9 protein-coding genes are annotated in these 11,524 nt (G+C 54.5%); 2 read left to right on the top strand and 7 right to left on the bottom strand.

Translation table 11 applies throughout. The annotated features are described in order from the left end of the window. Positions 1-196: 196 nt before the first annotated feature. The 6 genes from H5T73_01485 to H5T73_01460 form a co-directional block, all read right to left on the bottom strand. Positions 197-3,271 (bottom strand): type I restriction endonuclease subunit R, encoded by a 3,075-nt coding sequence (locus tag H5T73_01485; GenBank protein MBC7246436.1) that lies wholly within the window; start codon positions 3,269-3,271, stop codon positions 197-199. After that, positions 3,268-3,933, bottom strand: coding sequence for a hypothetical protein (locus H5T73_01480; protein ID MBC7246435.1), 666 nt, complete (start codon positions 3,931-3,933; stop codon positions 3,268-3,270). The genes H5T73_01485 and H5T73_01480 overlap by 4 nt, the downstream gene beginning before the upstream one ends. Next, positions 3,930-5,234: a restriction endonuclease subunit S gene (locus H5T73_01475; protein MBC7246434.1), complete on the bottom strand. Its 1,305-nt coding sequence runs from the start codon at positions 5,232-5,234 to the stop codon at positions 3,930-3,932. Before H5T73_01475 ends, H5T73_01480 begins: the two co-directional genes overlap by 4 nt. A 204-nt stretch (positions 5,235-5,438) precedes the next feature. Further along, on the bottom strand, positions 5,439-7,139 hold the full coding sequence (locus H5T73_01470) for a putative DNA binding domain-containing protein (protein ID MBC7246433.1): 1,701 nt from the start codon (positions 7,137-7,139) through the stop codon (positions 5,439-5,441). Beyond that, positions 7,136-8,749, bottom strand: coding sequence for an SAM-dependent DNA methyltransferase (locus H5T73_01465; protein ID MBC7246432.1), 1,614 nt, complete (start codon positions 8,747-8,749; stop codon positions 7,136-7,138). Before H5T73_01465 ends, H5T73_01470 begins: the two co-directional genes overlap by 4 nt. Positions 8,750-8,825: 76 nt before the next feature. Continuing rightward, positions 8,826-9,128: a hypothetical protein gene (locus H5T73_01460; protein ID MBC7246431.1), complete on the bottom strand. Its 303-nt coding sequence runs from the start codon at positions 9,126-9,128 to the stop codon at positions 8,826-8,828. Between the two features lie 246 nt (positions 9,129-9,374). Here H5T73_01460 and H5T73_01455 point away from each other — a divergent pair, with 246 nt between their 5' ends. Continuing rightward, the gene (locus tag H5T73_01455) at positions 9,375-9,941 is read left to right on the top strand and encodes a hypothetical protein (protein ID MBC7246430.1); all 567 of its coding nucleotides are present in this window, start codon (positions 9,375-9,377) and stop codon (positions 9,939-9,941) included. A 109-nt stretch (positions 9,942-10,050) separates the two neighbouring features. Further along, positions 10,051-10,344 (top strand): hypothetical protein, encoded by a 294-nt coding sequence (locus tag H5T73_01450; protein MBC7246429.1) that lies wholly within the window; start codon positions 10,051-10,053, stop codon positions 10,342-10,344. Between the two features lie 648 nt (positions 10,345-10,992). On the opposite strand, the gene H5T73_01445 is transcribed toward H5T73_01450, so the two are convergent. Then, a complete protein-coding gene (locus tag H5T73_01445) occupies positions 10,993-11,439 on the bottom strand; it encodes a hypothetical protein (protein ID MBC7246428.1) in 447 nt (148 codons plus the stop codon). Positions 11,440-11,524 lie beyond the last annotated feature (85 nt).

The following is an 11,524-nucleotide window of genomic DNA, read 5'->3' as shown; positions in this document are numbered from 1 at the left end:
GCCTAATTACACCCCCTATTCGTGGCACTACATTTCAGCGCGTTTCACAAGCTAGAATTCATCTACCTGGACTTTTACACGCGAAATGGGTCGAAATCGGGGGTCAACTGTAGAAGATGAGTCTAGATACTGTGGTTTGATGAGACACGGTCTGTCCTTAGCCGCAAGCTTATCAACCCCGAGATGGTGATAGTTTCTAGCTTCTCACCAGGTCCCCGCAAATCAGTTCCGCTTGCTCAAGCACGGTCTGGGTGGCCTTTTCCTGCTTGTCGGGCGGGTAACCGTGCTTGCGCAGTATTCTCTTTATCATCACCCTCATTTTGGCGCGCACGTTTTCTCTTACCGTCCAATCTATGGTGATATTCTTGCGCACCGTCTCCACCAGCTCCTGGGCTATCGCCTTTAGGACCTCGTCTCCGAGTATCGCCACCGCGCTGTCGTTGGTTTCCAGCGCGTCGTAGAAGGCGAGCTCCTCTTCGGTGAGCCCGAGGTCTTCTCCCCTGCGAGCCGCTTCTCGCATCTGCCGTGCCAGCTCTATGAGTTCCTCGATTACCTGCGCGGCCTCTATGGCCCGGTTCTGGTAGGCGCGTATGGATTTCTCCAACAGCTCGGCGAAGGAGCGGGACTGCACCAGGTTCCTCCGGGAGCGCACTTTTATCTCATCGTTTAGGAGCTTGCGTAGAAGCTCCACGGCCAGGTTGCGCTGGGGCAGGTTCTTAACTTCCTCGAGGAACTCCTCGGAGAGGATTGAGATATCCGGTTTAGGAAGTCCCGCGGCCTCGAATATGTCGATTACCCCGTCGGGGGCAATGGCTTTGTCCACTATCTGCTTGATGGCATGGTCCAGCTGTTCTTCCGTCCTTTTTCCAGTAGCACTAGTTCTTGCAAGTACTGACCTTACCGCCTGGAAAAAGCCGACATCGTCCCTGATGAGCAGAGCCTCCTCATGGGGTACGGATAGGGCGAAGGCGCTGGATAGCTCGGTAACCGCCTGCAGCAGCCTTTCCTTGCCGTCTTCCTGGGCAAGGATGAATTCCTGGGCCTGGGGAAGGAGGCCCATCTTTTCGGCAGCAGTGCCGGTATGCCATGCCGTCCAATCGAAGCCGTGGAAAAGACCCCGGCAAATCTCGTATTTCTCCTTCATCACCGCCACCGCCTCCGCCTGGTCGAAGGCGGTTTCACCTTTACCCCCGCTCTCGGTATAATCGCGCATCGCGCTGCGCAACTGGTCGGCTATGCCCAGGTAGTCCACGACCAGTCCTCCGGGCTTGTCCTTGAACACTCGGTTCACCCTAGCGATGGCCTGCATGAGACCGTGGCCGCGCATCGGCTTGTCGATATACATGGTGTGAAGACTCGGAGCGTCGAAGCCCGTAAGCCACATGTCCCTGACGATTACCATCTTGAAGGGGTCACCTGCATCCCGGAAACGGTTGGCAAGCTCCTCGCGTCTCTGCTTGTTTCTGATATGTTGTTGCCATTCGGGAGGGTCGGATGCCGCGCCCGTCATGACCACCTTGAGGAAGCCCCTACCATCGTTGTCATCGTGCCACTCAGGCCTGAGTTTTATCAAGGCATCATAGAGACTTACGCAGATGCGCCGGCTCATGCATACCACCATGGCTTTTCCGTCCATTACCTCCAGTCGTTTCTCGAAATGGTCCACGATATCCCGGGCGATGAGGCTGATGCGCTTCTCCGCTCCCACCACCGCCTCCAGCGCCGCCCACTTGGACTTGAGCTTCTCCTTTTTCTCGATTTCCTCGCCCTCGGTAACCTCCTCGAACTCCTCATCCAGGCGAGGACGCTCTTCGGGGTCGAGCTCCAGTTTGGCCAGGCGGCTCTCGTAGTAGATAGGCACCGTGGCCTTGTCCTCGACCGCCCGCCGTATGTCGTAGATGCTTATATAGTCTCCAAAGACAGCACGGGTGTTCTTGTCTCTCAGCTCTATGGGAGTCCCGGTAAAACCAATGAAGCTTGCGTTAGGCAGGGCATCCCTCATGTGACGCGCGAACCCGTCTATGAAGTCGTACTGGCTTCTGTGTGCCTCGTCGGCGATAACAACGATGTTCCTGCGCTCGGAAAGGGTAGGGTTGAAATCACCTTTTTCTTCGGGCATGAACTTTTGGATGGTGGTGAAGATGACTCCGCCGGAAGATACCTTGAGCAGTTCTCGGAGATGCTGCCTGCTATCTGCCTGCACCGGGTCTTGTCTAAGCAATTCCCGGCAGCGGCAGAAGGTCCCGTAGAGTTGGTCATCCAGGTCGTTTCTATCGGTGATGACCACGATTGTGGGGTTTTCCATCTCGGGATGCAGGATAATGCGCCCGGCGTAAAAGACCATGGTCAGGCTTTTCCCGGAACCCTGTGTATGCCAGACTACGCCGCATCTCCTGTCACCTTCTGGTCGTGATGCCTCGATGGTTGCGTCGACGGCTTCCCTCACGGCATGAAACTGGTGGTATCCCGCAATCTTTTTCGCCAATCCGCCCCGGGGTTGCTCCTCGAAAACGATAAAGTGACGGATGAGCTGCAGTAACCTGTTCTTTTCGAAAACACCCTTGATGAGGACCTCCAGCTGAGGCGAGGTAAGAGGTGCCAGGTCATCTCCCTCGATGGTGCGCCAGGGCAGGAACCACTCCTCGCTTGCGGTCAGGGTGCCAATCCTTGCTTCCATGCCGTCGGATGCTACAAGCATCGCGTTGAAATGAAAGAGGGAGGGAATCTGGGCTTTATACGTCTGAAGCTGCCTATAAGCCGACCAGACATCAGCATTGGGGTCGAGCGGGTTCTTAAGCTCGATCACAGCGATAGGGAGACCGTTTATAAAGATAATGATATCCGGCCGTCTATTGTTTTCCCCCTCTACCACCGTGAACTGGTTGACGGCCAAGAAATCATTATTCTCGGGGTTTTCAAAATCGATGAGCTTAGCATAGTCATGAACGATGCGGTCATCGGCCTGATACTCCACGGGTACCCCGTCCGTAAGGAGCCTGTGAAAATCCTGGTTATTGCGTTCTAAGGAGGGATGATAGGCGAGGACTGCTCTCTTTATGACCTCATCAATGGCTTCAGTGGGTATTGAAGGATTTAGAAGGAGTACAGCATCACGAAGACGCCTTGATAGGATTACTTCTTCATAGCTATCGCGTTCAGCGAACAGTTGGTCAGGCGCTATCTCCGGCCCATTGAGGATGGAATATCCAAGCTCCTCGAACCATGAGAGAGCTGCTTCCTCGACAACAGATTCATATAGTTTGATGGTCATTCTTCATCTCCCGACCCTGCAACCACATCTTCATTTATCTCACTTTGTAATGCTTCCCCAACTTCCCAATATGCTGTTGGATCGACTGCGAACAATAATTCGCTTGCTCCGTATACCTGCCCCGCAACTTCAATTACGCCGTATGTCTGGTCAATCAGCCTATCGATGTCCTCGTCGCGAGGATAAACAGGGGCTGGCATCCTTCCCTGCAGCTCAATCTCTAAGTACCTATCGATATCCTCTAAATCAAACAATAATGAAAACACCCATTTGGAAGCTCTCCTGCAAATATCTAACGCCCTACTGTTCGGTATGCCGCCTGTCCCACTGTGGTATTGTTCATTCCGGCAGTTATGTGCCCAAATTATATGACTCTTGTCGATAGTCCATGGCAAGCCCCTGTTAATCAGCTCGAAATCCAAAAAATCCAGTTTGGAATGATAATCATGCTGCCATCTTTCTATATCCTGCTTGTTATATGACCGACCACACCGATGAATTGGATGTAACGATAGGTATGTAGAAATAGATATCTCTATAGAATTATCAAAACATATCAATGCAATACACTTATCAAAATCCTCTCCCTTTAAAAAGTGCTCCTCGGCATGGAGGATAAGGTCGAATGGCCCACGAGCCCAAGGATGAATAATCCCATTCATGTTATCCGCTCAACAAACCTCTCGGCATCCTTGATTCTTATTTCTCCCGACATTAGTTTGGGTAGTAACGTATCTCTGATGGAAATTAGTGTCTTGCATTCCAGCTCGTTGTTTATGATGACTCCAAGACAGGTTTCGAAAATTGAAGAATACTGTAAGAGGATTTCTGCTGGAGGAATGACTGCCAGCATATTCCTGAAATTGCCCTTACTAATCTCTGCGAAGGTTGTTCCGCCAGCATACGCTTTAATCCTCTCCATATTTGCCTCAATCCATCCAAATGCATAGCTTCTTGGTATCAATCCATTACAAATTAACGCTATGATTCCTTGATTAATAGAAACCGGTGTTGTTGTAATTGCCATATAACCTATGGGAGCACGAGATGATAATAATACTACCCCAGAAGGGAGCACGCCTGAACTTATCTTCTCGGCGCCAAGCCCAGTAATGAAGCGCTCTGCGCCAATAATAATAGGTGCCACAAGTTGAGACATATCCTTTGGCGTGACGAAGGGTATGCTGCCATCCTCCCAGTACGAAGGTTCCTTAGTGCTGGGTGTTGATCCTCCAACACAGGTTGCAACTTCCCCTATTTGTCTAATTCGCCACCCGCTTGGAATTTTGCCTAGCTCTGATCTTTCAAATGAGTCGGGGAAGAGGTCGGCGATGTGTTTGGGAAGGTCGGGGTCGCGGCCTTCGGCTTTAGCGCGGACGGGGTCGAAGTCGATAAACCATGATTTGAAGATGGCTCGCGCTATAGCTTCAAGCGTCTCATTCATCCGCCTATTCAGCTCAATCTTGTCATCCAGCGTCCCGAGAATATGGGCAATGGCACGCTGCTCGGGTAGCGGAGGAAGCGGTATTAGCCAATGGTCGAAGGTTTGGGTTGTAATGGTTTCAAAGACAGTTCCGTATGTCAGACTTTGTATTTCAGCTTTCGTACCTTTCATGGCATAGAATAGAAAGTCGTTTTCGAGGCTGTCTTTGGGTAGAAGTGCGTAGCAGGTTTGATTAAATGCCATTGCTCGGCCAAGTTGAGCGATTGACCCGACAGTGCCACGGGCAGTTATAACAATGGTTCCCTTTGGTAGAATTTTCGCAGCGCTGTTCTCCAAACCTTCTTGGGTGATACACTCCGCAACACCTTCAAGGTACCGACATGAAACGCCAGCAATCTCTTTTGCCGTTGCCCATGGAACATCGCCATTCCAATACTCTGGAACATTGCGGCTTGGCGTGCCACCTATGATTACTGTTGCTAATTTGGAAATAGGCACATACGGCCACTCATTCGCCATGGCTTAGCTCCTTAGGATTCTTCTGAATAGCCTAGTCCAAGCGATGGGCTTTAGAAATTTGCTCGCTAAAGCCCACCTCCAGCCTCCTCGTCTTTTCTCCAATCGGCCATCTTTTCACTCGGGTTGCCTTGGTTTGCAAATGCTCGTTCCGTGCAAATAATTGCACGCGTGCATTTTTATATATTAATCGTGCATTTATCGCGTTCATTTCGTGCCTTTACGATAAGCCACACCCCTTCCGCGTTCACCCTCCCTCATCAATCGGCCGGATTTCCATAGCTTATCCAGCAAACGGTATGCCTGGGGCCCACTTATCCTGCATAATTCGGCGGCTTCTCGCCGAGTGATACGGCCGTGGTTGTCAATGTACTGCATCACCAGCTGCTCCTGCTGCAGCGGCTCGAAGCCGCGCTGGCGAACGTAGGCCGCGCTCTCTCCCATCCTCCGGTAAGTCGCCGCCGAGAGATGCCAAGTCCGGCCCTTTCTCTCCCCCCGCGCCTCCACCATCCCAGCTTCCACCAAGCGTTGGAGAAAAGCACGGGCTTCATCTTCGGGCTTCTGGGTGAGCCGGGCCGCCTGTTCCGTCGTCATGGAGCGGTTGCTCCACAGGGCATTGAGGAGAAGAAGTTCGTCGAGAAGGAGCGGTCTTCCGCCCTGCCCTTCCTCCACTACCAGGCGCACGAAATCTACGTTCGCCTCTCCGCCGGGCAATACGAGGATCACGGTGTTCGCATCGCTGCGCGCATAGGAAGGCGCTGGGCGGCCGTTGCGAAGTTGCTCGAAGAAGATGGTGTCGATTCCCCGGGCAGTGCGTTCCACCATGCCCACGCGCTTGAAGGCGTCCGCCAGTAAGGGGTTGCGCGGCCGGGGTGGTGTCACCAGCAAGTTATCCAGCGTAACGCCCTCGGGAAACCCTCCCGGGTTGGATATCTCCAGGCGGTCATCGTGCCACTGCACATGCACAGCGCCCAGCCGGGTGTAGTCCCGGTGGATGAGTGCATTGGCCAAGCCCTCACGGAAGGCGGCGGGTGAACAGTCCGGCACTCCCACCCGAAGCAGCCCCACCATCAACTCCTGCTCGCGGTTGCGAGCTCGGAAACGGACTTCCACCTCTTCCATCACCCGCAGAAGAGGCCAGCGGTAGAATTCATTTATTTCCACGGTACGATTACGCATGACCTGAAAGGCCACTTCGTGGGACGGAAGCAGTCGGGTCAAGGCCTCCTCTTTGCCGAATAAAAGCAATCCGAGCACGCGGATTCTCCTGTTGCGTCCGCTGATCTCTACCGCCCCCAATGCTTTTGCCAAATCAAGGTCGGATAGGTCGAGAAGCGCACCGTCGCCTCGCCCTCTGCTTTCCCGGATATTGCGTCGGAAACGCTCGAACTCCAGCGGATCCAGGTCTTCCCATCGCGCCCCGGGAACTACCAGGCCTGTATGGTCGAGCAAGCCCCTGTCGGCCTGATGGGCTTGCATCTCGTGGAAGTGCATGGGCACGCAGGCGGGTTTGCCGTCGCCGCCGATCACCCGGCGCAGGTAACGCCCGCTTGACGTGCCAACCGGCATACCGCAGGGCGGAATCCCGATGGCTATGACTTCCTTATCTTCCACGGGCACCAGCGACACCTCCACCGTCAAGGACGGCCGCGTCTTATTGGCGATTAAAGCGGCGAGCCTCGAGGGGTCGGTGTGACCAGCTTCGTGGCGTGGGCGCGCCCCGGTGATCTCACCGTCATCCTCGACTCCCACTAGGAGCCATCCTGTGCCGGTGCCGGAGCGGTTGGCAAGGCATACCACTGCCTCGACGATTTCATTATCGGAAAGCTGTTTTTTCTTCTCGCCTTTGCACTCCACTTCTAGGCTTTCCCCGCCTTCTACCAGCTCGAGCAACTTTTCCGGTGTCATCTCTCCTCCAGGAGAAAACCCAGGTAGCGCAGGTTGGACGCGATGACCTTGTCCAACCTCCTGGCCTCGGCCATCTGTTCGCTCAAGTCTGCCGCCAGCCGCTTCATCTTCTCTTCAAAGGGTTCGCCGTCATCCTCCGTAGGCTCTGCCCCAACGTAACGTCCGGGGGTGAGGATAAAATTGTGTTCTTTTATCTCTTCAATGCTTGCGCTCTTACAGAAGCCCGGAACATCCTCGTAATTCTGTTCGCAATCGGGGTCGCCTCTCCAGGAGTGGTAAGTATCTGCAATCTTTCTAATGTCCTCGTCGGTCAGCTCGCGGTGCACCCGGTCCACCATCATGCCCATCTTTCGGGCATCGATAAATAGGGTCTCTCCGCGTCTGTCCCTGAATCTGCCGTTGTTCTTATTCCTGGCTATGAACCACAGGCATACAGGAATCTGCGTGGAGTAGAAGAGTTGGCCCGGTAAGGCCACCATACAGTCCACAAGGTCGGCCTCGATGATGTTTTTGCGTATCTCGCCCTCTCCGGATTGGTTGGAGCTCATGCTCCCGTTGGCGAGCACGAAACCGGCTATACCGTTGGGTGCAAGGTGATGGATGAAGTGCTGCACCCATGCAAAGTTAGCGTTTCCGGTCGGCGGCACTCCAAACTTCCAACGCTTGTCATCCCGGAGCCTTTCCCCACCCCAGTCCTTCATGTTGAATGGTGGATTGGCCAGGATGAAATCGGCCTTGAGGTCGGGATGGAGGTCACGGTGGAAGCTATCAGCGGGCTCCGGACCGAGGTTGGCCTCTATCCCACGGATAGCCAGGTTCATCTTGGCCAGCCTCCAGGTGGTGGGGTTGGACTCCTGCCCGTAGATGCTAATATCGCCCAGCTTTCCGCCGTGCTCCTCGATGAATCTCTCGCTCTGTACGAACATCCCACCCGAGCCGCAGCAGGGGTCGTAGACCCTCCCCTTATAAGGGGCCAGCATCTCCACAAGCAAACGTACTACACATCTCGCGGTGTAGAACTCCCCGCCCTTCTTACCCTCGGCGCTAGCGAACTTGCCCAAGAAGTATTCGTATACCCGTCCTAGAATATCCTTGCTCTTGTTCTCGTCATCCCCCAGGCCGATGGTGCCGATGAGGTCGATGAGCTCGCCCAGGCGTTGCTTGTCCAGGGTGGGCCTTGCATAATCCTTGGGGAGCACGCCCTTCAATACAGGGTTTTCTTTTTCGATGGCCACCATGGCATTGTCTATGAGCTTGCCGATTTCGGGCTGCTTGGCGTTTGCCTGCAGGCCGTCCCAACGCGCGCGTCTGGGAACCCAGAAGACGTTTGCGGACGCGTATTCGTCACGGTCCTCAAGGACATATCCCCGCTCCTCGATATCCTCGATATACCACTCGCTATCGGGGTTGGAGAGCTCCTCTTCCAGCTTGCGCTTCCTTTCCTCGAAGGCGTCGTTTATGTATTTCAGGAAGATAAGGCCTAGAACTACGTGCTTGTATTCAGCTGCATCCATGTTGCCTCTAAGCTTGTCCGCAGCCGCCCACAAGGTGGACTCGAAACCAAGATTTGCGCCATGGTTATTGTTCTTGTTCGCCTTGGCCTTGGCCATGAAAACTCACCCCTGTAGCAGAAACAATCTGTACTATCCACCCATATGAGTACGTTTCACATTCCAACGGATATAGTCATAGTCCTGCACTCTTAAGAAAACTTCTATAAGCCTCCGCCTCTTCCTCCACCCTGCAGCGCTTCCTGTATTCATGCAGTTTGTCGAGGAGTTTCTTTGCGTCCAAGTCCAGTGCCACCGCCAGCTGGTAGATTGCCGGGTAGGTGGGGACGGTCTTTCGGAGCAGGTAACAGTTGATGAGGCTCTTGCTGACCCTGGCTTCCTCGCCGAAGCGCTCCCTCACCTTTCCCTCCAGGTCGCGCAGTGATGCGCCCCCGCCTTTTTTCAGCAACGCCTCAAGCTCGTCGATGAAGTCTGCCATGGTTCCCCCTCTCCTATCCGATTATAGCTGAAAGCGCGACAATCGGTCTTGACTATGTCCAAATGCTGTTGTACACTAAGAATGTCCAAAGGGTTTTGGACTATGTTCGGCAAAGGCTATGCTCAAGCCTTCTGTTCCGAAGGAGACGTATACGGGTCATCAAAATCGGGGGAAAGGAGGTGGACAAGAAATGGCAAAGGAACGTAAAAGCGAAAAGGCGCGCATGTTATGCCCCGATGCAGCATCATGTGCCCCGATGGCAGCATCATCATCGGCCGGCAGAAGAGGCAACATCACCGCAAGACTCCCAGCGGGGGGCACAGCCAGAGAAGGAGCGCGCACCGGCGCAAGCCGGGCTTCTCTCCCGAGCGCCAGGGCGGGTATTCCGCCACCCGCAAGGGCGGGACGCTTGCCGCCAGCAGGGTGCATGGGCTGGTCCTAAACGAGCTCGCCCGCGAGCTCTCAGGCATGGGGTTCGAGGCGGCCAACACCGGCCTGGGCGGGGGCATCCGGCCCGCCCTGGTGTTGATGGACCTTCCCACGGTCGTCGAGGTGAAGTCGGAGGGAGAGTGGGAGGACGTCATCCACGGCACGGGCCAGTGCTTCGTATACAGCGCCCTGCAGGGCGACCACGCCGTGGTGCGGAAGGTGCTGGTATTGCCGGCCGCTACCGATCCCGAGAAGCTCGCGGTCCTTGGCGACCTGGGGATTCACGTCGTGAAATGGCGCCAGAGGGGCGGGAAGATATCCTTCACCGGGCTCAAGCGCGCCCTTCCCAAAAGGACCCTAGGGGGGCCCGAGAAAGACCGGTAGGCGCCTGTAGGCCAGGAGGTGAGGCTTAAAAAAGCCTCTCCTCCTGGCCTCCCTAAGGAATAGGGAACGGGAAGATGGCAATCTCTCTCCTTATGGTGAGAAGAGGCATATGGACGAGGCAGCAGAAGCGGTCAAAGTTCTCTATGAGGGGCGCAGGGTGAATACGGCCAAGTTGGACTGGAGGGCGCGGGTCAAGTTCCTGCGGCTCCAGGCCGCCGCCGCCTACGCCGGCTACCGCCTGCTCTACCACGTGGGAAGGATACGGGACGCCGAGTTCATGCAGATTGTCCTCTCCACCGTGGAGGACTGCGATCCCCTGCTTGATGACGCCCTGGAGTACAGCCTGGAGAAGAGCGTGGTGGGGCTGGCGAGCTTACTGCAGGCGGTTGCCTTGTTCTGCTAGTACAAGGCTGTCGAGGTGAGGCCGTTCCTTGCTTTGAGCACACACCACTTGAGGCGCCTGGACGAAATAGAGGGCTACGTGGAGGGGGTGAGGCCCGACAGCCGCCTGGTACATGCGGAGGAGGTGCGCCTGGAGCGCGCCTACATCGCGCGCATGATGCCCATCGATGACTACCCCCGGTAATGGCTGGACTCAGCCGCCGCCATCGGCAGGACAGAGGCTGTCATGAGCGCCCTTGCTAAAGCCCGCATGAACATAATAGTCGGCGATAATACAGATAACGGGGAGGAGGTGAAAGATTTAAAGCCGGCAGTCGTTTGAGGCGCTGTCGAGGAGAGTGATGGCACGACAGCGCTACATACGCCGCTTGGCGGGCCATGGCCCAAGGATTCCTCTGCCCATTTACCGGCGACCCTTTACACCAGCACTCCCAGAAGAGGTTCGTCAACCCTTCTCCTCAAGCACATTGGCGCCCTGCCTTATAAAGCAGGGAGTACTAATCAAACCAGATACGAGCACGGATGCTACCAGAAAAAGCGTCAAGACCCTGGCGGCCTCGGTATATGGGAACAAAGACGGTCAACGAACATGGTTTCATGCTGCAGATTGCGTCGTGAGTAATCCATCTTGATAATAGGTTGAGAATTGCTATTCATCCTTGCCTACGGCTAATTCATTTACCGAGCGTTTTCCGAAAAAACCTGCTAATGTAAAGCTGATCAAGGCCAGGATTGCTAGCACACATATCAAAATAACAGCGTAGAGCAGATATGATTTCCTCTGGTCGTCGTATCTCTGTTGTGCCTCTTGCTGACGATTAAGCGCATCGTTGTAGGCAATCAATTCCACTTCATATTTCTGTACACTCGCTTGATATTCGGTAGCTTTCGCCTGGTCTCGAGCGGCAGCGGCCTGTTGTTCTGCTGCAGTTTTCCCTGTCGCCCTACTCCCCATAGGTCCCATTGGCGCTTCTGGCTTTGCTGGAATTTTGATTTGCTCTTTTTCGATGCCCCTTCTTGTCAATAACAGGAGGGCTGAGCCCACTATCAAAATGATCAGGAAGGTTATCCCTAGTCCAATAAATAGCTTTTTCATAAGCCCTCCTTAACCTCACATATTGAAGAAGGTTACTTGCCTCATGAAATCTCACACCCATATGCGGTTGAATTATATCACAAAA

It is taken from the genome of Actinomycetota bacterium, assembly GCA_014360655.1.
Classification (GTDB): Bacteria; Actinomycetota; Geothermincolia; order Geothermincolales; family RBG-13-55-18; genus JACIXC01.
Note: the sequence above shows the minus strand (reverse complement) of the source record. Positions and strands in the feature narration are given on the sequence as shown.

What these genes read in the sequence shown, in the direction of transcription:
- H5T73_01475 (MBC7246434.1), bottom strand. Translation starts at nt 5,234, where the DNA reads ATGGCGAATGAGTGGCCGTATGTGCCTATTTCCAAATTAGCAACAGTA.
- H5T73_01465 (MBC7246432.1), bottom strand. Translation starts at nt 8,749, where the DNA reads ATGGCCAAGGCCAAGGCGAACAAGAACAATAACCATGGCGCAAATCTT.
- H5T73_01470 (MBC7246433.1), bottom strand. Translation starts at nt 7,139, where the DNA reads ATGACACCGGAAAAGTTGCTCGAGCTGGTAGAAGGCGGGGAAAGCCTA.
- H5T73_01450 (MBC7246429.1), top strand. Translation starts at nt 10,051, where the DNA reads ATGGACGAGGCAGCAGAAGCGGTCAAAGTTCTCTATGAGGGGCGCAGG.
- H5T73_01445 (MBC7246428.1), bottom strand. Translation starts at nt 11,439, where the DNA reads ATGAAAAAGCTATTTATTGGACTAGGGATAACCTTCCTGATCATTTTG.
- H5T73_01460 (MBC7246431.1), bottom strand. Translation starts at nt 9,128, where the DNA reads ATGGCAGACTTCATCGACGAGCTTGAGGCGTTGCTGAAAAAAGGCGGG.
- H5T73_01455 (MBC7246430.1), top strand. Translation starts at nt 9,375, where the DNA reads ATGTGCCCCGATGGCAGCATCATCATCGGCCGGCAGAAGAGGCAACAT.
- H5T73_01485 (MBC7246436.1), bottom strand. Translation starts at nt 3,271, where the DNA reads ATGACCATCAAACTATATGAATCTGTTGTCGAGGAAGCAGCTCTCTCA.
- H5T73_01480 (MBC7246435.1), bottom strand. Translation starts at nt 3,933, where the DNA reads ATGAATGGGATTATTCATCCTTGGGCTCGTGGGCCATTCGACCTTATC.